Genomic DNA, 24,148 nt, shown 5'->3' with positions numbered 1-24,148 from the left:
CATCCAACCAGCCGGGTCCCCCCGTGGGTCAGGCTCCGGGCTGGCCGGGCGAGGACGCGGCGACCTTGGCCCGGACCTCGTCCATGTCGAGGCCCTTGATCTGCTCGATGATGCCCTCGAGCGCCGGGCCGGGGAGGGCGCCGGGCTGCGAGAAGACGAGGATCGAGTCACGGAAGGCCATGAGGGTGGGGATCGACGTGATCTGCGCGGCCGCGGCGAGCTGCTGCTCGGCCTCGGTGTCGATCTTGGCGAAGACGACGTCCGGGTGCCTCTCCGAGGACTCCTCGAAGACGGGGGCGAAGCGCTTGCACGGGCCGCACCAGTCGGCCCAGAAGTCGACGAGCACGATGTCGTTGCTCGTCACGGTCTTCTCGAACGTCTCGGCGGTCAGCTCGACGGTGGACATGCAGGATCTCCTCGGAACGGGTGCGGGTCGGTGCAACACCGATGTCAACACGCGTCGGCGCCCGGATCATCCGCACGGCTCCGACCGGATGAGGACACGCCACGGGCGCGCGTCGGTACAGGGGTTCACGACGCGCGCCCGGCTGTCACCCACCCTAGCGAGAACTCAGGCGTTGTGAACAGGAATCAACCATGTGACGCGCGCCGCGCAGGCGCGGCCCTCCTATGCTGACGAGGGTGACGACGACCAGCCCCCACCCGCCCTCCCTCTCGACGGCCGAAGCCGACCGCGCGCACGTCTTCCACTCGTGGTCGGCGCAGGCCCAGATCTCCCCGGCCGAGATCACGCGGGCACAGGGCTCGCACTTCTGGACGGCCGACGGCACCCGCTACCTCGACTTCTCGAGCCAGCTCGTCAACGTCAACATCGGCTACCAGCACCCGAAGCTCGTCGCCGCGATCCAGGAGCAGGCGGCGAAGCTGCTCACCGTCTCCCCGGCCTTCGCCAACGACGCACGCTCGGAGGCCGCGCGGCTCATCGCCGAGCTGGCGCCCGGGGACCTCGACACGGTGTTCTTCACCAACGGGGGCGCCGAGGCCACCGAGAACGCCATGCGGATGGCCCGGCTGCACACCGGTCGCCACAAGGTGCTCACGACCTACCGCAGCTACCACGGCGCCACGGCCGGTGCCATCGCCGCGACCGGCGACCCCCGCCGTTGGGGCTCCGAGCCGGCGATGCCCGGCGCCGTGCACTTCTGGGGCCCCTATCTCTACCGGTCGGCCTTCCACGCGAGCACCGAGGCGCAGGAGTGCGAGCGTGCGCTGCAGCACCTGCGCGACACGGTCATGGTCGAGGGCGCGTCAACGATCGCGGCGATCATGCTCGAGACGGTCGTCGGCACCAACGGCGTCCTCGTGCCGCCGGACGGCTACCTCGAGGGCGTGCGTCGGATCTGCGACGAGCACGGGATCGTCTTCATCGCCGACGAGGTCATGGCCGGCTTCGGCCGCTGCGGCGAGTGGTTCGCCGTCGACCGCTGGGGCGTCACGCCCGACCTCATCTGCTTCGCGAAGGGCGTGAACTCGGGCTACGTGCCGCTCGGCGGGGTCGTCATCTCGGCCGAGATCGCGGCGACGTTCGCGGACCGGCCCTACCCGGGAGGACTGACCTACTCCGGGCATCCCCTGGCCTGCGCGTCCGCGGTGGCCTCGATCGGCATCTTCCGCGACGAGGGCATCCTCGAGCACGTGCGCGGCGTCGAGGAGACGGTCCTGCGCCCGGGGCTCGAGGAGATCGCGCAGCGGCACCCGTCGGTGGGCGAGGTCCGTGGCGTCGGCTTCATGTATGCCGTGGAGCTGGTGCGCTCCAAGGAGACGCGCGAGCCGTTGGTCCCGTTCAACGCCAGCGGTGCGGCAGCCGCGCCCATGACGCAGTTCGCCGCGGCCTGCAAGAAGGGCGGGCTGTGGCCCTTCGTCCACTTCAACCGGACGCACGTCGTGCCGCCGTGCACGACGACCGCCGACGAGATGCGCCGCGGCCTCGAGATCCTCGACGCATCGCTGCAGGTGGCGGACGGCTTCACGCACTGACGCCGACCACGAAGCGCTCTGGCGTCCCACAGCGGGCCGGGTGACAATGCAGTCTCGGCGAGTCGGAGGAGAACACATGCGGGGAGCCCGGTCGCGACCCCTGCGCCGGTCCTCGGGCAGGGCCCGCGCTCCGCACGTCCAGTACGACGAGGTCGCGGACGCCAGCGCGGCGCTCGTCATCGACGCGTACTCGTCGTCCTTCGCCCTCGCCTCGCGGCTGCTCCACCGCCCGGTCCGCTCGCACGTGCGCAACGTCTACGCGCTCGTCCGGGTGGCCGACGAGGTCGTCGACGCGCCGCGCCCCGGCCAGGACGTCTCCCAGCGCGCCCGGGCGCTGTCGGCACTGCGTGAGGAGACGCTGACGGCCCTGGGGACCGGCCAGAGCAGCAACCTCGTGGTCCACGCCTTCGCCAGGACGGCGGCCGCGTGCGGCATCGAGCCCGAGCTCGTCACCCCGTTCTTCTCCTCCATGCACACCGACCTCGAGCGCCGGGAGCACGACGAGGACAGCTTCGCCGAGTACGTCTACGGGTCCGCTGAGGTCGTGGGGCTCATGTGCCTGCGCACCTTCGTCGCCGCAGAGGACGACCCGGCGGCGCGCTACGCCGAGCTCGCGCCCGGCGCGCGACGGCTCGGCGCGGCGTTCCAGAAGGTCAACTTCCTGCGCGACCTCGGCGAGGACCTCGACGGCCTGGACCGCGCCTACTTCCCGGGGGTCGACCCTCGCCGACTGAGCGACGAGCAGCGCGACGCGCTCCTCGACGACATCGACGGCGACCTCCACGCGGCCGCGACGGTGATCCCCGCCCTGCCGGACTCCGCCCGCACGGCCGTGTGCGCCGCCCACGACCTCTTCGCCGACCTCTCGGCGCGACTGCGACGGACCCCTGCCGCATCACTGCACCAGCACCGGGTGCGGATCCCGAACCCGGTCAAGGCTCGGCTCGTCGCGGCGGCCCTCCTGCGTGGGGGCCGTCCCCGCTCCGTCCTGGCGGCCACGCCGTGAGCGCCGTCCCGGCTGCCGGCGGGCCACAGCGCGTCGTCGTCATCGGCGGCGGGATCGCCGGTCTGGCCACGGCCGCGCTGCTCGCCCACGACGGTCACGACGTCCACCTGCTCGAGAAGAACGAGGCCCTCGGCGGCCGCGCGGGGTCGTGGGAGCACGACGGCTTCCGCTTCGACACGGGCCCGTCCTGGTGGCTGATGCCGGAGGTGTTCGACCACTTCTTCCGTCTCGTGGGTACGACGACGGAGGCGCACCTCGACCTGGTGAGGCTCGACCCTGCATACCGCGTCTTCTTCGAGGGTCGGGATGACCCGCTCGACGTGGCGACCGACGAGGAAGGCAACCGCCGGGTCTTCGAGGAGGTCGAGCCCGGCGCCGGGCAGGCGCTGGCCGAGCACCTGACCTCGGCGCGCGAGGTCTACGACCTGGCCGTCCAGCACTTCCTCTACACGAGCTTCCAGAACGCGTCGGCTCTCGCGGGGCGACGGGTGCTGCGCAACGGTCCCCGGCTCGCGACTCTGCTCACCCGCTCACTGGAGTCGTACGTCGCCGCGCGCTTCGAGGACCCGCGGCTGCGGCAGGTGCTCGGCTACCCCGCGGTGTTCCTCGGGTCCTCCCCGGAGCGGGCGCCCGCGATGTACCACCTCATGAGCTGGCTGGACCTGTCCGAGGGCGTGCTCTACCCGCAGGGTGGCTTCACGCGGCTCATCGACGCCGTCGCCTCGGTCGCGGCCGACCGCGGCGCCCGCCTCGTCACCGGCGCGACCGTCACCGCGATCGAGACCACACCGCGGTCGGGGCGGCGCGGACCTGCCGCGGTGGTCACCGGTGTGACGTATGCCGGTCGCGACGGGAGCGTGCACACCCTCGACGCGGACGTCGTCGTCGGCGCTGCCGACCTGCACCACGTCGAGACGCGGCTCCTGCCCGAGCCGCTCCAAACCTATCCGCAGTCGTGGTGGGACCGCGCCGTGTCCGGCCCTGGTGCGGTGCTCGTCAACCTCGGCGTCCGCGGCAGCCTGCCCGAGCTGGCGCACCACTCGCTCTTCTTCACCGCGGACTGGAAGACGAACTTCGACGCGATCTTCGAGAGGCCGACCACCGTGCCGGACCCTGCCTCGATCTACGTCTGCAAGCCGTCGGCGACGGACGCCTCCGTGGCTCCTGCGGGGTGCGAGAACCTCTTCGTCCTCGTCCCGGTGCCGGCCGACCCGGGAATCGGGGCAGGCGGGGTCGACGGCGCCGGCTCGCCGCAGGTCGAGGCGATCGCCGACCGGGCCATCGCCATGGTCGCCGCCTGGGCGGGAGTCCCCGACCTGGCCGAGCGCGTCGTCGTGCGCCGGACGGTCGGGCCGGCCGACTTCGTCGACGAATACAACTCCTGGTCGGGTGGCGCCCTTGGCCCGGCCCACGTGCTGCGCCAGAGCGCTTTCTTCCGTGCGGGCAACTCCTCCCGCAAGGTGTCCGGCCTCTACTACGCGGGCTACAGCACCGTGCCCGGCATCGGGCTGCCCATGTGCCTCATCAGCGCCGAGCTGGTGCTCAAGCGCCTCCGCGGTGACCGGTCGACCGGCCCCTCCGTGGAGCCCACGCCTCCCGACCCCACAGAGCTGTCTCGCGCCACCGCCTCCGGGCCCGGGTGATGCGGGAGGTGGCCGACGACGACGCCCACGTCCAGTGGTCGCAGCGCCACGGCGGCCTCGACGCCCGGAGCTCGGGATGGGTCGCCGGCTGGGTCACCCTCACCGACCGCGTCGCCCGGCCGCTCGCGCGACGGGAGGTGAGGGCCCACACCGTCACGGCGCTCGGGGTGCTGGTCACCGCCACGGTGCCCTCGCTCGCGGCGGTCGGTGCGGCCTGGCCACTGGCCGCCGTCCCGGTCGTGGTCGCGGCGGCGGTCCTCGACGGCGTCGACGGCGCCCTCGCCTCCCGCACCGGCACCACCTCGCGGTGGGGTCAGGTGCTCGACGGCATGGCCGACCGGGTCAGCGACCTCTTCCTCGTCGCCACGCTCGTGGTGCTCGGTGCGCCGTGGGAGCTGGCGGCCGTCCTCGGCGCGCTTGTCCTGCTGCTCGAGTCGGTCCGGGCGTCGGCCCAGGCCGCCGGCATGACCGGGCCGGGGTCGGTCACGGTGGCCGAACGGCCGGCGCGCGTGCTCGTCACGGCCTTCGCGCTGCTGTTCTGCGGACTGGAGTGGTGGGCGCGTCGCGTCGGCGTCGACCTGTGGCCGGCCGTGGACGGCGCGGTGGTCGCGACGGGGCTCACCACCGTGGGCACGGTGCTCGGCGTCGTCGGGCTGGCCCAGCTCCTCGTCAGCGTCCGGGTGCAGCTGCGCGACGCAACCTCGGGAGCGCCCTCGGTCAGGCCGGACCGACGAGGTCGGCCACGATCCGGGCCGACAGGGTGACGAGCGGCAGCCCGCCGCCGGGATGGGCCGATCCCCCGACGAGGTAGAGGCCCAGCACCGGCGAGCGGTTGGCCGGGCGCAGGAAGGCGGCGGCGGCACCGTTCGACGAGGTGCCGTAGATCGAGCCGCCCGGGGTCAGAGTCCGTCGGGCGAGGTCGGCCGGCGTGAGCACCGTGCGGTGGCGGACCTGCCGCCGCACGTCCAGGCCGCGGTCGGCCATCACCGTGAGGACATGGTCGGCATGGCGCTGCGCGAGGCCCGGCTCGTCCCAGTCGACCCCGCCGGCGGGGTCGTGCCGCGGCGCGTTGACGAGGACGAACCACGCACCGGCGCCCGGGTGCGGCACGAGGGCGGGGTCGTCCGGCGCGGAGACGTAGACGGTCGGTCGATCCACCGGCCGCGCCCGGCCTCGTCGACCGAAGACGGCGTCGAACTCGGCGTCGTAGTCCTCGGCGAAGAGCACCTGGTGGTGCGGCGTCCCGGAGGGCACCTCGTCGAGGCCCAGCAGCAGGACGAAGCCGGACAGCGACGGTGTGGAGCGTCGGATGCGGGTCGCCTGCCGTCCGGCCCGGGTCCCCGGCACGAGGCGCGAGTAGAGCTGGCCCGCATCGGTGTTCGCCACGACCAGGTCAGCCACCACGGTGGAGCCGTCGGCCAGCCGCACCCCGGCGGCCCTCCCCTGCTCCACCAGCACCTCGACGACCTCGGCGCCCGTGCGCACCGACGCGCCGTGCTCCTGCGCTCGTGCCAGCAGCGCCTGCGCGATGCGGTGCAGTCCGCCGGGGACGTACCAGGACCCGAAGGCCTGCTCCGCCCACGGCACTGCGGCCAGGGCGGCCGGGGCCCGGCGCGGGTCCGAGCCCGTGTAGGTGGCGTAGCGGTCGAGCATCATCCGCAGGCGGGGGTCGTCGAGGTGTGCCCTGCCCAGTCCACGCAGGCTGCGCCACGGCGCCACGGTGAGCACCCGGTCGACCCGCCGCGAGAGCCGCACCATCTCGCCGAAGGAGATCGGGGCCTCGAGGAAGGGCCCCCGCGTGACGTCCCAGATGCGCTCGGCCCTCCGCAGGAACGAGCTCCACTGATCTCCACGGCCCGGGCCGAGGGCGGCGTCGAGCGCAGCCGAGACGTCCCGCAGGTCTCCGGGCACGTCGAGCACGGTGCCGTCGGGGAACCGGTAGCGGCAAGCCACGTCGAGCCGCTGCAGCGGCAGGACCTCGCGCAGGGGCGCCCCGGTGTCCGCAAACAGCTCCTCGAAGACGTGCGGCATCGTCACCAGCGAGGGGCCGGTGTCGAAGACGAAGCCGTGATGGATCTCGGTCCCGAGCTTCCCGCCGACCTCGTCGGCCTGCTCGAGCACCGTCACATCGTGGCCGAGTGCCCCGAGCCGGACCGCTGCGGCCAGCCCGCCCACCCCGGCGCCGACGACGACGACGCGGCTCACCGGGGCACCTCGACCGGGCGACCCTTCCACCGCAGCGACCCTCGGCGACGCGACAGGACGGAGTCGGCGGTGAGCGCCGTGAACACGGCGACCGAGACCGGATGCGCGAAGGCGTCCGGGAGCACCCGCGTCCCCGTCCGCCGACCGACGAGGACCCGTGCCGCGACCCCGCAGGCGTAGCCGAGCAGGCCGGTCCGCGACCCCCGCAGCGCAGCGACGGCCGGGACGACGTGCGTCACCACCATCACCGCGGAGACCGCCGCGGCCCCGGGCGTCGAGCCGAACGCGGCCCAGAGCGACTTGGTGTAGCCGGCCCGCAGGTCGGACCACCCGGCATACATCCGGCAGGACGCGACCGCGCTGCCCTCGGCCACGACACCACGGCCCCCCGACCGCTTGACGGCCCGCAGCAACGCGATGTCCTCGAGCACCGCGGCGCGCACGGCGTGGTGCCCGCCCGCCCGGCGGTACGCGCCGGCGTCGACGACGAGCAGCTGCCCGTTCGCCGCGGTCAGCGACGGCCGCGGTGACCGCTCCGCGAGACCCAGGGGCAGGGTGCTCATCCACGACCACTGCAGGAGCGGCTGCACGAGCCGCTCGGCGAGACCGTGGGCCTCCTGCCGGGGGTACGGGCAGACGAGGTCGAGGCCGGAGCTGCGCAGCAGGTCCACGGTCGCCGTCACCGCGTGCTCGGCCAGGCTGACGTCGGCGTCGACGAGCACGAGGACGGTGGCGTCGGGCACGGCGTCGGCGAGCTGCTGGCAGGCCCATGGCTTGCCGAGCCACCCGGCCGGGGCCGGCGCGCCGGTGACGACCCTGAGCACGTCGTCCGGGCCGGCTCCCAGCTCTGCGGCCAGCCGGGCGAGGACCTCCGTCGTGCCGTCGGTCGAGCCGTCGTCGAGCACCACGACCCGGGCACGACCGCGCCAGTGGCGGGCGGCGGTCACCAGGTGGCGGACGCACCGCTCGACGTCGTCGACCTCGTCCCGCACGGGCAGGAGCACGGCCACCTCGTCGGGCTTGCGGCCACCCACGGGCGACACCCGCGGCTCACGCACCCGCCGGAGGTTGTCGACGGTGAGGGCCAGGGAGGCGACCGAGAGAGCCGTGCCGGCCACGACCAGGCCACGCAGGGGCCGAGTCCTCACCGGCGCACCCGGGCAGCCAGCCTCGCGGCGAGCGGCACCGCGACCACGCCCATGACGACGGCACCGACCACCGCGACGGAGGGGCGCCCGAAGAAGGCGGCGTGCGCGAGCACCGAGGAGAAGTAGGTCCACAGGTAGACCGCGTGGGCGACCCCCTCGCGCGCGAGCGGGAGAGGGGCGTCGTCGACGACCCGGTCGAGCAGCCCGCAGAAGAGCACGGCGACGACGAACCACCCGGCGAAGTTGGTCAGCGGGATCCCCTCGACACCGGGGAGGGCGGGCTCGGGGAACCGCCAGGTCCAGTGGCCGGCGTCGACCATCTGCGGGTCGAGGAAGACGTCCCACGCCATGAGCGCCCACGCTGCGACCAGGGCGCGGACGACGCGGCCCCGCCCCGCGAGGAAGCGGGCCACGACGAGCGCCGGCCAGGTCATCATCACCCAGGCCAGGGGCACGAGGACCGGCACGCCGAGCACCTCCCACCCGAGGGTGCCGGTGTAGGAGTACTCCCCGAAGGGCACGCCGGAGCGCACCCCGACCGCCTCGGCCACGAGCCCGCCGAGGCCCGGCACGAGGAGCAGCGCGGCGACCGCCCGCATCCCCCGGGTGGCCCGCGCGTGCGCGAGCCCCGCACCCGAGAGCAGCACCACGCTGGCGGTGGTCAGCGTCGGGGTGCCGCCGTCGGTGAACGGGAAGGCCATCTGGACGAGCACGGCAAGCGTGGCGAGCACTACCGACGCCACGTACCAGCGGTCGAGCCGAGCAGCGACGGGCCGCACCCGGGTGTCGGTGGGAGTCATGGTGCGCTCCCGCGGTGGGTGCCCTCGACCTCGAGCACCGCGAAGCGGGCGAACAGCTCCTCGGTGTACCACCGGGACGGCTGGGTGCGTTCGATGGTCCTGACGTGCGCCGGGCTGCGGTAGGCGAAGTCGACGAGGTCCCGGCCCGAGTCCCACAGAGAGAACGTGCCCTGGAGGCCGATCGGTGCCTCGCCGACGCCGATCGCGAGCCGCAGCCCGGGGGCCACCGTGAGCGCGTCGACGACGGGGGGCACCGCCTTCCAGAAGGACAGGGCCCGCGAGGGCCGCAGTCGCGCACGGGTGATGGCGGCCACCGGCCCCTCGTGCCGTCCCGGCGCGGCGGGCTCGAAGGGCTCCTCGCCCGACCACTGCCCTCGTGCGGCGATCGGCTCCATGCGGACCCGGAGTCGCTCGGCGGCTGCCTCGTCCCAGCCGCGGGGCACCCGGTGGCCGGCGAACGCATCGGACGCGCGCGTGTCCTCCCAGACGGTGAGCAACCCCCAGTGCTGGAGGTCGGCGTCCCCCGGGGTGAAGGTGCGCCCGGACCCGGTCCCGAGCAGCTTGGCGAAGCGGAGCCCGTTGGCATCGCGCAGCTGTCGCCTGCCGGTCGCCATGCGCAGCAGCGCCGGCGCCAGGCGTTCCACGCGCCAGACGCGCAGGTCGACCACCGGGGTGCTCACGCCGGGCTCCGCACCCGGTCGGCGGACCAGCCGGCGACCTGCGCCTCGAGCGCCTGGGTGACGGTCCAGCCGATGAGCACGACGACGTGCAGCAGGTAGAGCCAGAGCCCGGTCGCGACCACGCCGCCGACGGTGCGCAGCCCGCCGAAGGGCACCCCGAGGTCGATCGGGAGGGAGAGGAACAGCAGGAACCCGTGCAGGAAGCCCGCGAGGAACGAACCGGTGGCGAAGCCGCCGACGGCGACGACCCGCCAGCGGGGCCGGCCCGGGGCCACGGTCCGGAAGACCCAGGTCAGCACTACCCCGAGGGCCAGCCACAGGACGGTGAAGCCCGCGACCACCCGCACGAGCAGGTCGAGCGGACCGCCGCCTCCCCCCTCGGGCGTCAGCGGCACGAGGGCGTCGGCCACGCGAAGCACCGACCAGCTGAGGACAGGAGCGACGAGCAGGAGCGCCATGACCGGCACCCGGGCCCGCCAGCCGGTCAGGCGGTCGGGCTGCGGGCTCAGGGCCAGGCAGGCGCGACGCAGGCCCTCCCCGTAGACGGAGGCCGGCAGCAGGGTGACGAGCGCGCCGACGACACCAAGGCCCGTCGCGGCACCGACGAGGTCGTCGAAGACCGGACGGGCCCCCATGTCGGGCGGCACGAGCACCCGCAGCTCGAGCAGCCGGGCGCGCGCCGCCGAGTCGCCACGGGTCCACGTCGAGGCCCACAGACCGAGCAGCAGCCACGGCACGATGCCGATCGCCGAGAAGTAGGTGAGGGTGGCCGCCGCCGAGGGCAGCCGCTGCCCGGAGATGCGCTCGCGGGTGCCGTCCCGCAGGGCGCGCAGCTCCGCGCCGGCACGCCGACGCCGAGGGGTCGTCATCGGGGCACCCCGGCGGTCGGGGAGGATGACGCCATGGAGGAGCTGACGTATGCCGTCATGCTGGCCTTCGTCGTCGTCGTCACGCTGCCGCTCGAGATCCTGCTGCGCACCCGCGTGTACGCGCGGCTGCGGCGGCTCGGGCTGGTCCTGCTGTGCGTGGGGCTGCCGTTCGCGGTGTGGGACGTCGCGGCGGTGCGGGCGGGGCACTGGTCGTTCGACGAGTCGCTCACGCTCGGGGTCGGGCTGGCCGGTCTACCGCTCGAGGAGATCCTCTTCTTCATCGTCGTGCCGCTGGCCTCCGTCATGACCCTGGAGGCCGTGCGGAGCGTGCGCGGGCGGGCGTGGCCGGTGGGCGACGAGCTCCCGCGGGAGGAACCGTGAGCCACACCGAGGCCTCCCTGCTCGGCATCGCCGTCACGGTCGTGCTCGACCTCTGGGTGCTGCGCACCCGGCTGCTGACCCGTCGCGCCTTCTGGGTGTCGTATGCGATCGTCCTGTTCTTCCAGCTGCTCACCAACGAGTGGCTCACGTCTCGGGGGGTCTTCCGGTACGACGAGGGGTCGATCCTCGGGTGGCGGGTCGGGCACGCCCCGGTGGAGGACTTCCTCTTCGGGTTCGGCCTCGTGGCCCAGTCGATGATCTGGTGGGTCTGGTGGGGCTGTCGCGGGGTCCAGGCCGAGCCTGGGCCGGGCCCGCACCCGGCCCTCATGCGGTCCTCCAGACGCTCGCCTCGGTGAGCTCGGCCAGAGCCTCACGCGCGTCCTGAGGCACCGGCATGCGCTCGAGACCGGCGAGGGCCTGCGTCACCGTCTCCTCGATGCGCGCCTCGACGCGGTCGAGGGCGCCGGTGTCGGTGAGCAGCGTGCGCACCGCCGCGAGGCCCTCGGCGTCGAGGTCCTCGTCCCCGAGGCGCCGACGCAGCTGCACCAGCTGCTCGGGCGTGGCCGCCTCCTCGGCATAGGCCACGAGCATCGTCCGCTTGCCCTCGCGGACGTCGTCGAACGTGGACTTGCCGGTGACCGTCGACTCGCCGAAGACGCCCAGGACGTCGTCGCGCAGCTGGAACGCCTCGCCGACGCACAGCCCGAACGCCGCGTAGGCGTCGAGCAGGGCGTCGGGGGCACCGGCGAGTGCGCCTCCGAGCATGAGCGGGTGCTCGACGGTGTACTTGGCGCTCTTGTAGTGCAGGACGGCGGTGGCCGCGGACGCGGTCGTGTCCGGGCGGCTCTGCGCCACGAGGTCGAGGTACTGACCGGCGAGGGTCTGGGTCCGCATGCGCTCCCAGACGACCCGGGCGTGCGCGCCGGCTGCCTCCCGACCCGCCGCGAGGCAGGCCCGCGCGGCCCGGTCGAGGAGGTCGTCGGCCCAGGTGAAGCAGAGGTCCCCGACCAGCACGGCGACGGAGTCACCGAACGCGTCGGCGTCACCCGAGGCCCCGGAGGTGCGGTGGAGGTCGGCGAAGCTGCGGTGCACGGTGGGCACGCCCCGTCGCAGGGCGCTGCGGTCCATGACGTCGTCGTGGACCAGGGCCCCGAGGTGGAACATCTCCAGGGCGGCGGCAGCCTCCACCACTCCGGGGCCGGCGGGTGCCGGACCGGCGGCCGGGTGCCCGTCGGCAGCGGACGAGTGACCCGTCACGCCGCGGGCGCCCCACACGCAGAACGCCGCACGCAGCCGCTTGCCGCCCACCATGAGCGCGCGGACCGCGCCGAGGAGGTCGGTCAGCTCGTCGCTCACGGCCGAGAGTGCCTGCGCCTGCTCCTCGACCGTGCGCACGAGCGCCTCGTCGACGGCGCTCAGGTCCGCGGGGGCGAGCCCCACGGTGCTCCTCACCGAGGAGGGACCGAGGGCGGGCATGACGACACGGTACCTGTCGAAAATCGCACGTCAGGAGAGCAGGCTCAGGCCTCCCGGGTGAGGACCACCGCGCTGTAGGGGCCGAGCATGAGCACGGCGCTCTGCTCGCAGCCGTCCATGGCCGGCCCGTCCGCCTCGACGTCGAACGCGTCCATGCCACCGAACTCCGGGGCGTAGTGCGGCGAGTCCGAGTTGAACCGGACCTTCCACAGGCCGGGGAAGGGCAGCCCCAAGGGCAGGGCGTCGTGCACCCGGGTCGAGAAGTTGAGGACGACGACGGTGTCGTCGTGGACGCCGCCCTCGGCCCAGCGGTGCACCGCCAAGAGCTTGGCGTCGTCGTCCACCCGGAGCAGGCTCGCGCCCGCCCCGCGCAGGCCGCGGCTGACGTGGTCGGCGTTGCGGCGCAGCTGGATGAGGTCGCGGTGCAGCGCCACGATGCCGTCGTGGAGGTCGGACTTGCCCCAGTCGAGGGCGACCGAGTCGTCGAACCAGCGGTCCTCGAGGAACTCCTGACCCTGGAAGAGCATCGGTATGCCTGGTGCGCACATCACGGTGACGAAGCCGAGCGCCGCCCGCTTCTTGGCCGCCCACGAGTCGGCGTCGCCGGGCGCGACAGCCTCCGGCAAGCGGGTCTTGCCGTTGGCGACCTCGTCGTGGGACTCGGTGTAGACGACCCTCGTCCCCGCCGGCCCGCGGCCCTCGCCCAGGATCGCCCGGCCGACGGCGCCCATGTCGCGGTGCTCGTCGCTCAGCTCGGTCAGCGCCTTGCGGACCGGGTGCACGAAGCCGGCGTCCCACTGCGCGTGGAACCCCAGACCGCCCTGCTCGGGGAGCTGGGTGACGCCCGGGTCGTCCTGGAGGTCCTCGGCGATGAGGAGCTTCCACGGCTGGGCGTTGCGGACCTCGGTGGTGAGCCAGGCGAGGTAGTCGTTGCCGTCCTCGATCACTGAGCCCTCGTCCCAGGTGGCGCCGTGGATCGAGCGGATGAAGCCGGTGGCGTCGAACCGCAGGCCGTCGCACCGGAACTCCTCGAGCCAGAGCATGGCGCTGTCCCGCAGGAAGCCGCGCACCTCGGGCCGGCCGTAGTCGGGCCGGGTGGCGCCCCACGGGGTCTGCGCGCGGTGGTCGTTGTAGAAGTAGATGCCACCGCCGTCGTTCTCGTGCCATCCGTCGAAGCGCCAGAGGTCGAGGTCGGAGGGGCCGATGTGGTTGTGGACGACGTCGACGATGACGGCCATGCCGTGCTCGTGTGCCGCCTTGATGAACGCCTTGAACGCGTCGGGTCCGCCGTAGCCGGACTCGACCGCAAACATGTGGCTGGGGTTGTAGCCCCAGGAGATGTCACCGGCGTACTCGAACGGGGGCATCACCTGGATGACGGAGACGCCGAGGTCGCGCAGGTGGTCGAGCCGGTGGATCGCCGAGTCGAAGCTCCCCCGCGACTGCCCGTCGCCGGAGAAGGTCCCGATGTGCAGCTCGTAGATGACGACGTCGTCCCACTCCGGCATACGGAACTCGTGTCCACCCCAGTCGAAGCCCGCCGGGTCGTAGACGACGGAGTTGCCCACCGAGCTCGTCATCTGGCGGGCGTAGGGGTCGGCGCGCCACACGACCTCGGAGCCGGTGTCGAGCTGGAACTGGTACTCCTGCCCGGCCTTGGCGCCCGGCACGTGCACCGACCACAGCTCGGAGGACCCGTCACCGTCGCGGGCCAGCACCGGGTTGTTGCCGCTGTCCCAGCCGTTGAAGTCGCCGATGACCCACACCTGGGTCGCGTGCGGGGCCCAGACCCGGAAGGTCACGCCGGCGTCGACCGGGACCGCGCCCATGCCGGCGTGGGGGGAGGGAGCGGTGAAGTCCATGGCGTCAACCTAGTGCGGGGTGCCGACCCTCGGCTCCTCCGTCGGCACACGGCAGGATGGCGACATGGACGTGCGCGTCGTGGGTTCGTCGCTGCCGGCGCCGGTGGTCGCCGGACGCGAGGTCCTCGTCGGCCTCCAGCGTGGGCGGGAGGTGCCCGGGCGACGCCAGGTCGACGGCAGCACGATGACCTTCGCGGCCGAGCTCGACGTGACCGTCACCCCGGACGGCATCGACTACCGCGGGCCGTGGGTCCACGGACGCCGCGGTGATCGCTTCCTCTATCTCTGCTGGGGCCACGACGACGGCGCCGGGTTCGTCACCGACCGCCGCGCCAAGCTGCTGCTCGGCGTCCTCGACCCGGCCGAGATGGCGACGTCGCGGCCCGGCGCGGTGCTCGAGGCACGCCTGCCCCTCACCGACGCGCACGGCGGCCCGGTCTGCGCCGCCGTGCGCCCGCCCATGATCCGCTGGACCCTGGTCCGTCGCTGACCGGAAGGCCCGGGGTCCGACCTCAGGGGTGCGTCATGTCCTCCGGGACGACCCACTCGTCGAACTGCTCGCCGGTGACGTGGCCCGAGGCGAGCGCCGACTCGCGCAGGCTGAGGCCCTGCTTGTGCGCGTTCTTGGCGATGGCGGCAGCCTTGTCGTAGCCGATGTGGCGGTTGAGCGCCGTGACGAGCATGAGGTTGCTCTCGAGGTTGGCCTCGATCCGCTCCGCGTTCGGCTCGATCCCGCGGGCGCAGTGCGCCGTGAAGGAGCGGCAGCCGTCGGCGAGCAGGCGGATCGACTCGAGCACCGCATGCGCCATGACCGGCTTGTAGACGTTGAGCTGGAAGTTGCCCTGCGAGCCGGCGAACGCCACGGTCGCGTCGTTGCCGAACACCCGCGTCGCGACCATCGTCAGTGCCTCGGCCTGGGTCGGGTTGACCTTGCCCGGCATGATCGAGCTGCCCGGCTCGTTCTCGGGGATCCGCAGCTCGCCCAGGCCGTTTCGCGGGCCGGAGGCGTACCAGCGGACGTCGTTGGCGAGCTTCATGAGGACGCCGCCGAGCGTGCGCAGGCCGGCGCTGACCCCGACCAGGGCGTCGTGGGCGGACAGCGCCGCGAAGAGGTCGGGAGCCTGGCGGAAGGCCTGCCCCGTCTCCGCCGCGATCTTCTCGGCCGCGAGCCGCCCGAACTCCGGGTGGGCGTTGAGCCCCGTGCCGACCGCCGTGCCGCCGATGGCGAGCGCGCGAGCCGACTCGACGGCATACGACAGCGCGAGCATCGCCTCGTCGACCTGCGCGACCCAGCCGCCGAAGACCTGCCCGAGCGTCACCGGGGTCGCGTCCTGCAGGTGGGTTCGCCCGACCATGACGACGTCGGCGTATGCCGTCCGCTTCTCGTCGAGGACCGCGCGCAGCTCCGCCACCGCCGGCTCCAGGCGCTCGACGACCTCGAGGACGACGGCGATGTGCATGGCCGTCGGGAAGGTGTCGTTGCTCGACTGGCCGCGGTTGACGTGGTCGTTGGGGTGGACCGGGGTCTTGGACCCGCGCTCGCCCCCGGCGATCTCGATCGCCCGGTTGGACACGACCTCGTTCGCGTTCATGTTGGACTGCGTGCCAGACCCGGTCTGGAAGACGACGAGCGGGAACTGCGCGTCCAGCGAGCCGGAGATGACGTCGTCGGCGGCGCGCGCGACGAGGTCGGCGACTTCGGCGGGGAGCTCGCCGAGCTCGCCGTTCGCCTGTGCCGCAGCCTTCTTGAGGATGCCGAGGGCTCGGATCATGGGGCGACCCCACACGAACGTGTCGCGCCCGATGTCGAAGTTCTCGATGCTGCGCTGGGTCTGTGCGCCCCAGTAGGCCTCGGCGGGGACCTCGATGGTCCCCATCGTGTCGGATTCGGTGCGGTGTGCGGTCGGTTGCGCCATGCCTCCACCGTAAGGCGCGACAATGGCGGCATGACAGAGGCATCGCAGTGACGGGTCAGCCGATCGAGACCTGGCTCACCGACATGGACGGCGTCCTCGTGCACGAGGAGCATGCGATCCCCGGGGCCGCCGACTTCCTCGCCGCGCTGCAGGCCGCCGGTCGCCCGTTCCTCGTCCTCACGAACAACTCGATCTACACCGCCCGGGACCTGCGGGCCCGACTGCTCGCGAGCGGCATCGACGTGCCGGAGGAGGCGATCTGGACCTCCGCGATGGCGACGGCACAGTTGCTGTCCGACCAGCGACCGCAGGGGACGGCCTACGTCGTCGGCGAGGCCGGTCTCACCACCGCGCTGCACGACGTCGGCTACATCCTCACCAGCCGCAAGCCCGACTACGTCGTCCTCGGTGAGACGCGCACGTACTCGTTCGAGCAGATCACCCAGGCGATCCGCCTCATCGAGAGGGGCGCGCGGTTCATCGCGACCAACCCCGACGTCAGCGGACCGTCCCCCGAGGGCATCCTCCCGGCCACCGGGTCGGTGGCCGCGCTGATCTCGACGGCGACCGGGCGCCAGCCCTACTACGTCGGCAAGCCGAACCCGCTCATGATGCGCAGCGCCCTCAACCGGCTCGACGCACATTCGGAGTCGACGGTGATGATCGGCGACCGCATGGACACCGACGTCGTGTCCGGCCTCGAGGCCGGGCTGCGGACCGTGCTCGTCCTCACCGGGTCGACGACTCCGGCACAGGTCGAGCTCTTCCCCTACCGGCCGACCGCGGTGCTGGAGTCCATCGCCGACCTCGTGCCGCTCGTCGAGAGCGGCGGGCCGATCGCGTGACCGACCCGACGCCGGACCCGTTGTCCGAGACCGTGATCCCGCCCCACCAGTCCGGCCTGCCCGATCTCTCCGGTATGCCGGACGGCTGGGTCGCGCGCGTCCCGTCGGGTGAGGACGTGGCCGCCCTCGTGGCCCTGTCCGAGGCGCACCAGCGGACGGCCAAGGGGTGGGGGTCGGTCGACGTCGACGCGGTCGAGAGCAACGTCGCCGGGACCGGGTCGTGGACGCGCCACCAGGCGGTCGTCACCGACACCGGCGGCCGCATCGTCGGCTGGGCGTCGATCCACGACCGGGCCGCCGGGCGGACGCTCGTCGAGGTGCTGGTGGACACGGAGACGCTGTCGGAGAACGACGCCGGCCTCCTCGCCACCTCGCTGTTTGCCTGGTCGGAGGAGGCCGGACGGGTCATCGCCACCGGTCGCGACCTCCATGGCACCCAGCTCGACTCGGGCGCGTACGCCGACGACGAGCGTCAGCGTCGTTGGCTGGCCGCGGCCGGCTACCGCCGGACCCGCACCTGGTTGCAGATGTCGCGACCGGTGCGCCCCGAGGAGGCGCAGGCCGGCGCCCTGCCCGGGCCGCGTGAGGGAGTGAGCATCCGGCGAGTGGCCAAGCACGACAACGGTCTCCCGGTCGCCGCCGACCTGCAGACGGTGCACCGCATGCTGGAGGAGTCGTTCGCCGACCACTTCAACAGCTATCGCGAGTCCTTCCCCGAGTTCCTGTCGCGTCTGCGCGAGGACCCCGGTCACCGCTGGGACCACTGGTGGATCGCCGAGGTCGAGGTCGACGGCGAGGTCGTGCCCGGTGGCGCGCTCGTCGCGACGATCCTGTCGCCCGACGCCACCGGCGCCCTCGGCAGCTACGTCGACTACATCGGCGTGCACCGACTGTCCCGTGGACGTGGGGTCGCGAAGTCGTTGCTGCACACCGTCATCCGCGACGCCGCCGAGCGGGGGCACAACCGGGTGGGCCTGGAGGTCGACGCCGACTCGCCCACGGGCGCGGACGGGCTCTACGGCGCGATGGGCTGGGTCACGGCATACCGGACGGAGTCCTGGCACCGCGACATCACCACCTGACCCTCCCCACCCTTGACGGCGGCACCCACCCCGTCCCGTCGTGCCCGCGCAGCTTTCGACCAATAGGTCACGACGTGTCGGCGCTCTCGGGCAATTCGTGACCTATTGGTCGAAAAGTGGTGGTCGGGGGCTGGCGCGGCGACGGTTCCGGCTTGGCGCCTGGCGTCAGGAGAGGCGGGACAGGACGACGGCGAGGACGGCGTCGTCGTCACCGAGCGGCGGGGTGACGTGGTCGGCTCCCGCGTCGGCGAGCCGGTCGTGGAAGAAGCCCTCGGCCAGGAGGTAGGACGCCACCGCGACCGTGCTCGCACGGTCGGCCCGGGCGGCGGTGACCGCGTCGGGGACCGTGGGGGGCGTGCCGGCGGCGTAGGCGACGGTCACCGGGCCGTCCCACCGGTCCGCGAGCTGGTCCGCGGCCACCTCGACGTCCTCGGCCGCCTCGGTCCTGCTGGACCCCGCCGCGGCCAGGACGACGTGTGCCGTGGGCGGCACGCCTTCCGCCCGGAGTCCCTGCACCATGCGCTCCGCCAGGAGAGGGTCGGGGCCGAGCTGGGCGACAGCGCGCGAGCCCGGGTGCGCGGCGACCGCGTCCGCAATGTCGACGTCGACGTGGAAGCCGCGGCTCAGCAGGAGCGGCACGACGACCGCCGACGCGTGGCGGGTCATGACGTCGTCGAGGACCTCGCCGACGAGCGGCTCCTGGACGTCGACGTAGGCCAGGCGCACCTCGCGCGCGGGCAGCGACTCGGCCACGCGGTCCGCGAGGCGACGCACCGTGTCGGCGCCTCGGGGGTCCCGGGTCCCGTGGGCGACGAGGACGACGGCGCTCTGCTCCATGCGTGCCAGTCCAGCACACGCCGGAACGTCCGTCCGTCCCTCGCCAGCCGGTGGACCCCTCAGAGCTCGCCGGTCTGCACCTTCCACAGCGACGCATAGATGCCGCCGGTCGCCAGCAGCTCGTCGTGGGTGCCCGCCTCGGCCACCCGCCCGGCGTCGAGGACCCAGATCCGGTGGGCGTGCCGGACGGTCGACAACCGGTGGGCGACGACGATCGCGGTGCGGTCGAGCGTCGCCCGTCGCAGCGACGCCTGGATGGCCGCCTCGGTCTCGTTGTCGACGGCGCTCGTCGCCTCGTCGAGGACGAGCACGGCGGGGTCGCGCAGGAGGGCCCGGGCCAGCGCCACGCGCTGCCGCTGGCCGCCCGACAGGTTGACCCCCCGCTCCCCGAGCAGCGAGTCGAACCCCGCGGGCAGGGCCTCGATGAAGTCCACGGCGGCAGCGGCCACCGCGGCCTCGCGGATCTCCTCCGGGCTGGCGTCGGGGCGGCCGTACGCGATGTTCTCGGCGATCGACCCGGAGAAGATGTAGACGTCCTGGGCGACGTAGCCCATCGACCCGCGCAGCGAGTCCCAGTCGAGCTCGCGCACGTCCCGGCCGTCGAGCAGCACGGCCCCGTCCCGGGGGTCGTCGAAGCGCAGGACGAGCCGGAGCAGCGTGGACTTGCCCGCACCGGTGGACCCGACGACGGCGTGGGTCTGGCCCGCGGGGATGACCATGTCGATGCCGTGGAGGATCTCCGGACCCTCGCCGTACCCCGCTCTCACCCCGCGCAGCTCGACGGCGCCGCGGACCGGGCGCTGCAGCGCGCCCGTCCCGGCGGGGACGGTGACCGGCTCGTCGAGCAGGCGCAGGATCCGGCTCGCCGAGGCCCGCCCGCGCTGGTAGAGGTCGAGCACGGTCGCCACCTCGGTGAGCGGCCAGAGCAGCCGCTGGGTCATGAAGACGAGCACCGAGTACAGCCCCACCTCGAGGTCGCCGCGCAGGGTCGCCCATCCGCCGAAGAGGAGGGTGCAGGTGAAGCCGGCGAGGATGGCCATCCGCACGAGCGGGACGAACGCCGCGCTCGACCGGATCGCATCGACGTTGGCCTGCCGGTAGGCCGTGGAGAGGGTCGCGATCCGGTCCCGCTCACGGGACTCCGCGGTGAACGCCTTGATCGTCGAGATGCCGGCGAGGTTGGCGCTCAGGGCACCGGAGAGGTCCGAGACGGTCTCGCGGACCCGCGCGTAGAGCGGCTCCAGCCGGCGCTGGAAGAGCATCGACCCGCCGATGACGAGCGGGATCGGCAGGAACGCGAGGACGAAGAGCTGACCGCTCGCCGCCGCGAAGACCGCCCCGACGATCAGCACGTTGAGCGCCGTCTGGAGGATCGCGGGCGCACCGACGTCGAGGAACCGCTCGAGCTGGTTGACGTCGTCGTTGAGCGTCGCGAGCGTCGTCCCGCTCGCCCGGCCCTCGTGCCACGACATGTCGAGGTGCTGCGCGTGGTCGTAGGCCTCCACCCGCAGGTCGTGCTCGATGCCCTGGGCCAGGCCTCGCCAGAGCACGTCGGCGACGTACTGCGACAGCGACTCGATGACCCAGACGACGACGTTGATCGCGGCGAGCCAGGCCAGCTGGGCGTAGCGGGACTCGACGCCGAGCAGGGTGCCGACGTACGAGTCGGTCCCGCGCACGACGACGTCCACTGCGGCCCCGATGAGCAGCTCGGGCACGACGTCGGCCACCTTGTTGACGGTCGACATCGTCACGGCGGCGACGAGACGCCCGCGGTAGCGCCGGTGCCTCTCCCAGAGGGCGCTGAGCGGACGGTCCGGGGCGGCGAGACGGGTCACCGGGAAACCATAGGTCGCGAAGGGGTCGACGCGGCATCGCCCTACTGTTGGCGCATGAGCGAGACGTCGAAGGGCAACACCCGGCCGATCGAGGCGGGCATCCACACCGACTTCGCGAAGGAGATGAGCTACGGCTCCTACCTCGCGATCGACGAGCTCCTCAGCGCCCAGCACCCGGTGAGCGACCCCGAGCACCACGACGAGATGCTCTTCATCATCCAGCACCAGACGTCGGAGCTCTGGCTCAAGCTGGTCCTGCACGAGCTGCGTTCCGCCGCAGCCCTGCTCGCCGCCGATGAGATGCGCGTCGCGCTCAAGCGCATCGCCCGTGTCAAGCACATCCAGCGCACGCTGACCGACCAGTGGTCGGTGCTCGCCACCCTCACACCGACCGAGTACAGCCAGTTCCGCGGCTACCTCGGCCATGCGTCGGGCTTCCAGTCCTGGCAGTACCGCGGGGTCGAGTTCATGCTCGGCAACAAGCACCGCGGCATGCTCAAGGTCCACGAGGCGGACCCGAAGGCGCACGCGATGCTCGAGGAGCTCCTCGAGTCGCCGAGCATCTACGACGAGTTCCTGCGCCACCTCGCGAGGCGGGGGTATGCCGTCCCGCGCGAGGTCCTCGACCGCGACGTCACCGTCGCGCACGTCCCGAACGAGGACCTCGTGCGCCTCTTCACCGGGATCTACGAGGACGCAGAAGGCCACTGGGACGTCTACGAGGCGTGCGAGGAGCTCGTCGACCTCGAGGACAACTTCCAGCTGTGGCGCTTCCGGCACCTCAAGACGGTGCAGCGGGTCATCGGGATGAAGACCGGGACCGGCGGGTCCAGCGGCGTCGGCTTCCTCCAGCGCGCGCTGGAGCTCACCTTCTTCCCCGAGCTGTTCTCGGTGCGCACGGCCATCGGATCGACCCCCTCCTGACCGCCGACCGACGCAGGGCGTCGGCGTCGGTGACCGTTCACGCACCCGACGGGTCGGGGCCGAGGTGCTCGCGGACGAGCTTCTTGGGGGCCTGCGCCGCCCACGCCTCGGTGATGACCTCCTCGAGCTCGTCCCGGTCGATCTCGTCGAGGCGGGACAGCTGGACGAGCACCCCGGGGTGGTTCCGGAAGTGCGGGATGTCGAAGAACGGGTTGTCCCCCTGCACGAGCGCCTCCTTGGCACCCATGTCGGGGGCGAACACGACGAGCAGGTCGTCCCACATCTGCCCGGTCTCGGGGTCGACGGCCGTCCTGTGCGGCATCCGGTAGAGCAGGAACCCCTTGCCACGCACCTTCCACGTCGGTCGGTCGCCCCACGAGATGCCGAGCTCGGCCCCGGGCAGCGCGCCGGCGATCTCGTCGACGTCGCTCGGTCTGGCGCGGCGGGTCATCACCGCCGCCCGGGCAGCTCGCTCGCGCCGACGTACTGGTCGCACCACTCGACGAGCGGCCGCAGGGCCACCCAGTCCGAGCGCACCCGGTCCGCGACCTCGTCGGACTCCAGCCACTCGGGAGTGCCGTGGTCCCGTGACGCGGTGAGGGTCCGGTGCCGCAGCAGCTCGAGCCGTGGATGGTCTGCGGGTATGCCGCGTGGTCGGGTCGCGAGGACGTCGCCGCCGATCTCGAAACCGTTGTCCGACAACGTCGCGACGACCGCGACGAGCCGGTCGCCGGCGATGTCGTCCGCCACCGAGGTGCGGTAGCGAGCCACCTGGTCGGACGCGGAGGCATAGAAGCCGCCGGCGGTCCGGAGCCCGTCGGCCCCGATCTGGACGTACCAGCCCATCCGGGCGGAGGTCGGGACGAACAGTCCCTGGTGGTTCTTGTAGGGCGACTTGTCCTTGCTGAAGCGCACGTCCCGGTTCGGTCGGAAGAGCTTCGGCTCACCGAACTCCTCGGTGAGCACGTCACCGAGGTGGGCCATGGGCTCACGGACGCTCACGGCATACCGCTCCTTGTGGGCGACCCACCACTCCCGGGAGTTCGACTCCTCGAGCGTGCGGTAGAACTCGGCGGCGTCGAGCGGGATGCCGGGGACGTCAGCCGAAGCCGTGGACGGCGAGCGGGTCATGGAGCGCCTCCTCCTCGTAGGTCAGGTGGGCCAGCAGGGAGTCGGACAGGTCGTCGAGGGCGTCAGACAGCGCGTCGAGCGGACGCTGCCCCGAGCTCTCGTGCCCGGGCTCGGCCACCAGCGCGACCAGTGCCCGGTCGAGGCCGTCGAGGAGCTGTGCGATGACCTCGTGCTCGTCGTGCAGGCGGGTGAGCACGGGTCGGAGCGTCGGGTCCGAGCGCAGGAGGTGCGGGAACATCCCGAGGTCCTCGTTGGTGTGGTGGCCGGTGACGATGCGGCAGTAGGACTCGCAGTAGGCCCCGAGCGTCCAGTTGTTCTGACGCATCGTCATCGTGCTGATGGCCGACCGTGCGGTGCCGACGCTCGCGTGGCCCTCACGGACCTGACGGACGATGTCGCGCACCTGCTCGAGCTCGGCGCGCAGGTGGTCGTGGACCTCGACGAGATGTGCCGGGATCGCCAGCTGCTGGGGCGTGAAGCGTCGGACCGACCCCGTCGAGATGCTCGCCGGTGCACCGTCCGACAGGTCCTTCGGCACGTGCCTCGTCATGTCCTCGGCGGGGGTGCGCTCCTCCGTGTCACCCTCCCGCTCGGCGGCGACGAGCTCACGGGTGAGGGGGACGACCTCCTCGGCGAAGCGGCGCACGAATCCCGGGTCCTCGGCGCCGACGATGAAGGTGCTCATACCGATACCCACGGCGAGGTCGGTGAGCTGCTCCGCCCAGTCCTTCGGCGTGCCCCGGAGAAGATCCGAGCTCGCGCCGAACCGGCCGAAGACGTTGTAGATCCGGCGGATGTCCTGCGGGGCCCGGCCGGCCGCGACGGCGGCGTCGTCGAGCCGGGCGTTGAGGTCCGGCAGGGCCGGGGGGTCGGCGTAGCCCATGCTCGGCACCCACGCGTCGGCGACGCGCGCGGTGAGGCGGATCATGCGGGGCTTGTAGGCACCGAGCCACACGGGGATGTGGTGCACCGGTCGCGGCCCGGGCCGCAGCCCGCGGCTCGAGTAGTGCCTCCCCTCGAAGCGCCCCGGCTCGCCCGCCCAGAAGCCACGCATCACCGTGATCGCCTCGGCCAGCGCGTCCACGGACTCCCCGGGGGTCAGCCGCCGACCTCCCGCCGCCACGATCCCGTCCCAGAACGCCCCGGCCCCCAGGCCGAGCTCGACGCGACCACCGGTGAGGACGTCGAGGGTGGCCGCCGCCTTGGCCAGCACGACCGGAGGCCGGAGCGGGAGGTTGGCCACGTTGGTGGAGAGCCGGACCTGGTTCGTGCGCGACCCGATCAGCGAGAGCAGCGTCCAGGTGTCGAGGTGGGCGGCCTGGTAGGGGTGGTCCTGGATGCTGACGTGCTCCAGCCCGAGGACGTCGGCGAGCTGCGCCAGCTCGAGCACCTCGCGGTGGCGTGTGGCGTCGGGGCTCGGGAAGATGCCGAACTCGAGGTCGAGACCGTAGTCGGGCATGAGGCATTGTCACAGGGCAGGCTGGGTAGGACAGGACGTGACAACCAC

The 24,148-nt window shown here is 72.7% G+C and carries 24 protein-coding genes; 10 read left to right on the top strand and 14 right to left on the bottom strand.

Going from position 1 to position 24,148, the window contains the following annotated elements:
- Positions 1-28 precede the first annotated feature (28 nt).
- Positions 29-406 carry a thioredoxin gene (gene trxA, locus ACOJV9_RS10650; RefSeq protein WP_420185182.1) on the bottom strand — a complete coding sequence of 126 codons (378 nt, stop codon included), beginning with the start codon at positions 404-406 and terminating at the stop codon, positions 29-31.
- 224 nt (positions 407-630) lie between these two features.
- Here trxA and ACOJV9_RS10645 point away from each other — a divergent pair, with 224 nt between their 5' ends.
- The 4 genes from ACOJV9_RS10645 (at position 631) to ACOJV9_RS10630 (ending at position 5,411) form a co-directional block, all read left to right on the top strand.
- Entirely contained in the window at positions 631-1,998 is a 1,368-nt protein-coding gene (locus ACOJV9_RS10645) for an aspartate aminotransferase family protein (protein ID WP_420185181.1), read from the top strand.
- 76 nt (positions 1,999-2,074) lie between these two features.
- Positions 2,075-3,004, top strand: a complete 930-nt coding sequence (locus ACOJV9_RS10640) for a phytoene/squalene synthase family protein (RefSeq protein WP_420185180.1) — start codon at positions 2,075-2,077, stop codon at positions 3,002-3,004.
- Positions 3,001-4,647, top strand: a complete 1,647-nt coding sequence (gene crtI, locus ACOJV9_RS10635; RefSeq protein WP_420185179.1) for a phytoene desaturase family protein — start codon at positions 3,001-3,003, stop codon at positions 4,645-4,647. The genes ACOJV9_RS10640 and crtI overlap by 4 nt, the downstream gene beginning before the upstream one ends.
- Before the next feature lie 8 nt (positions 4,648-4,655).
- Positions 4,656-5,411: a CDP-alcohol phosphatidyltransferase family protein gene (locus ACOJV9_RS10630; RefSeq protein ID WP_420185178.1), complete on the top strand. Its 756-nt coding sequence runs from the start codon at positions 4,656-4,658 to the stop codon at positions 5,409-5,411.
- Here ACOJV9_RS10630 and ACOJV9_RS10625 read toward each other — a convergent pair.
- From ACOJV9_RS10625 to ACOJV9_RS10605, 5 genes are read right to left on the bottom strand one after another with little or no spacing between them, the layout of a single operon-like run.
- Positions 5,365-6,852, bottom strand: coding sequence for a phytoene desaturase family protein (locus tag ACOJV9_RS10625; protein ID WP_420185177.1), 1,488 nt, complete (start codon positions 6,850-6,852; stop codon positions 5,365-5,367). The two genes, ACOJV9_RS10630 and ACOJV9_RS10625, sit on opposite strands and share 47 nt — an antisense overlap.
- Positions 6,849-8,000, bottom strand: a complete 1,152-nt coding sequence (locus ACOJV9_RS10620; RefSeq protein WP_420185176.1) for a glycosyltransferase family 2 protein — start codon at positions 7,998-8,000, stop codon at positions 6,849-6,851. The genes ACOJV9_RS10625 and ACOJV9_RS10620 overlap by 4 nt, the downstream gene beginning before the upstream one ends.
- Positions 7,997-8,800: a carotenoid biosynthesis protein gene (locus tag ACOJV9_RS10615; protein ID WP_420185175.1), complete on the bottom strand. Its 804-nt coding sequence runs from the start codon at positions 8,798-8,800 to the stop codon at positions 7,997-7,999. Before ACOJV9_RS10615 ends, ACOJV9_RS10620 begins: the two co-directional genes overlap by 4 nt.
- Positions 8,797-9,480: a hypothetical protein gene (locus ACOJV9_RS10610; RefSeq protein ID WP_420185174.1), complete on the bottom strand. Its 684-nt coding sequence runs from the start codon at positions 9,478-9,480 to the stop codon at positions 8,797-8,799. The genes ACOJV9_RS10615 and ACOJV9_RS10610 overlap by 4 nt, the downstream gene beginning before the upstream one ends.
- Positions 9,477-10,349 (bottom strand): YihY/virulence factor BrkB family protein, encoded by an 873-nt coding sequence (locus tag ACOJV9_RS10605; protein ID WP_420185173.1) that lies wholly within the window; start codon positions 10,347-10,349, stop codon positions 9,477-9,479. Before ACOJV9_RS10605 ends, ACOJV9_RS10610 begins: the two co-directional genes overlap by 4 nt.
- A 33-nt stretch (positions 10,350-10,382) precedes the next feature.
- On the opposite strand from ACOJV9_RS10605, the gene ACOJV9_RS10600 reads away from it, so the two are divergent.
- The gene (locus ACOJV9_RS10600; protein WP_420185172.1) at positions 10,383-10,730 is read left to right on the top strand and encodes a lycopene cyclase domain-containing protein; all 348 of its coding nucleotides are present in this window, start codon (positions 10,383-10,385) and stop codon (positions 10,728-10,730) included.
- The gene (locus tag ACOJV9_RS10595; protein WP_420185171.1) at positions 10,727-11,086 is read left to right on the top strand and encodes a lycopene cyclase domain-containing protein; all 360 of its coding nucleotides are present in this window, start codon (positions 10,727-10,729) and stop codon (positions 11,084-11,086) included. Before ACOJV9_RS10600 ends, ACOJV9_RS10595 begins: the two co-directional genes overlap by 4 nt.
- On the opposite strand, the gene ACOJV9_RS10590 is transcribed toward ACOJV9_RS10595, so the two are convergent.
- Positions 11,055-12,206, bottom strand: coding sequence for a polyprenyl synthetase family protein (locus ACOJV9_RS10590; RefSeq protein ID WP_420185170.1), 1,152 nt, complete (start codon positions 12,204-12,206; stop codon positions 11,055-11,057). The two genes, ACOJV9_RS10595 and ACOJV9_RS10590, sit on opposite strands and share 32 nt — an antisense overlap.
- Positions 12,207-12,250: 44 nt before the next feature.
- The gene (locus ACOJV9_RS10585; protein ID WP_420185169.1) at positions 12,251-14,068 is read right to left on the bottom strand and encodes an alpha-amylase family glycosyl hydrolase; all 1,818 of its coding nucleotides are present in this window, start codon (positions 14,066-14,068) and stop codon (positions 12,251-12,253) included.
- Positions 14,069-14,132: 64 nt separating this feature from the next.
- On the opposite strand from ACOJV9_RS10585, the gene ACOJV9_RS10580 reads away from it, so the two are divergent.
- The gene (locus tag ACOJV9_RS10580) at positions 14,133-14,558 is read left to right on the top strand and encodes a DUF5990 family protein (RefSeq protein ID WP_420185168.1); all 426 of its coding nucleotides are present in this window, start codon (positions 14,133-14,135) and stop codon (positions 14,556-14,558) included.
- Between the two features lie 22 nt (positions 14,559-14,580).
- Here ACOJV9_RS10580 and fumC read toward each other — a convergent pair whose 3' ends face one another.
- A complete protein-coding gene (fumC, locus tag ACOJV9_RS10575) occupies positions 14,581-15,984 on the bottom strand; it encodes a class II fumarate hydratase (protein ID WP_420185167.1) in 1,404 nt (467 codons plus the stop codon).
- Between the two features lie 83 nt (positions 15,985-16,067).
- Between fumC and ACOJV9_RS10570 the strand changes: the two genes are divergently transcribed.
- Complete coding sequence (locus tag ACOJV9_RS10570) at positions 16,068-16,829, top strand: HAD-IIA family hydrolase (protein ID WP_420185211.1); 762 nt, start codon at positions 16,068-16,070, stop codon at positions 16,827-16,829.
- Positions 16,826-17,911 (top strand): GNAT family N-acetyltransferase, encoded by a 1,086-nt coding sequence (locus ACOJV9_RS10565; protein ID WP_420185166.1) that lies wholly within the window; start codon positions 16,826-16,828, stop codon positions 17,909-17,911. Before ACOJV9_RS10570 ends, ACOJV9_RS10565 begins: the two co-directional genes overlap by 4 nt.
- 165 nt (positions 17,912-18,076) lie before the next feature.
- On the opposite strand, the gene ACOJV9_RS10560 is transcribed toward ACOJV9_RS10565, so the two are convergent.
- Both ACOJV9_RS10560 and ACOJV9_RS10555 read right to left on the bottom strand, forming a co-directional pair.
- Positions 18,077-18,748 (bottom strand): sirohydrochlorin chelatase, encoded by a 672-nt coding sequence (locus ACOJV9_RS10560; RefSeq protein WP_420185165.1) that lies wholly within the window; start codon positions 18,746-18,748, stop codon positions 18,077-18,079.
- Between the two features lie 59 nt (positions 18,749-18,807).
- Positions 18,808-20,586 (bottom strand): ABC transporter ATP-binding protein, encoded by a 1,779-nt coding sequence (locus ACOJV9_RS10555; protein ID WP_420185164.1) that lies wholly within the window; start codon positions 20,584-20,586, stop codon positions 18,808-18,810.
- A 54-nt stretch (positions 20,587-20,640) separates the two neighbouring features.
- Between ACOJV9_RS10555 and kynA the strand changes: the two genes are divergently transcribed.
- Positions 20,641-21,510: a tryptophan 2,3-dioxygenase gene (gene kynA / locus ACOJV9_RS10550; RefSeq protein ID WP_420185163.1), complete on the top strand. Its 870-nt coding sequence runs from the start codon at positions 20,641-20,643 to the stop codon at positions 21,508-21,510.
- A 37-nt stretch (positions 21,511-21,547) separates the two neighbouring features.
- Here the strand turns inward: kynA and ACOJV9_RS10545 are convergent, their stop codons facing one another.
- From ACOJV9_RS10545 to ACOJV9_RS10535, 3 genes are read right to left on the bottom strand one after another with little or no spacing between them, the layout of a single operon-like run.
- Entirely contained in the window at positions 21,548-21,961 is a 414-nt protein-coding gene (locus tag ACOJV9_RS10545) for an MmcQ/YjbR family DNA-binding protein (RefSeq protein WP_420185162.1), read from the bottom strand.
- Entirely contained in the window at positions 21,961-22,641 is a 681-nt protein-coding gene (locus tag ACOJV9_RS10540) for a DUF2461 domain-containing protein (protein ID WP_420185161.1), read from the bottom strand. The genes ACOJV9_RS10545 and ACOJV9_RS10540 overlap by 1 nt, the downstream gene beginning before the upstream one ends.
- The gene (locus ACOJV9_RS10535) at positions 22,610-24,100 is read right to left on the bottom strand and encodes an LLM class flavin-dependent oxidoreductase (protein ID WP_420185160.1); all 1,491 of its coding nucleotides are present in this window, start codon (positions 24,098-24,100) and stop codon (positions 22,610-22,612) included. The genes ACOJV9_RS10540 and ACOJV9_RS10535 overlap by 32 nt, the downstream gene beginning before the upstream one ends.
- Positions 24,101-24,148 lie beyond the last annotated feature (48 nt).

It is taken from the genome of Knoellia terrae (assembly GCF_048606435.1).
GTDB lineage: Bacteria > Actinomycetota > Actinomycetes > Actinomycetales > Dermatophilaceae > Knoellia > Knoellia terrae.
Note: the sequence above shows the minus strand (reverse complement) of the source record. Positions and strands in the feature narration are given on the sequence as shown.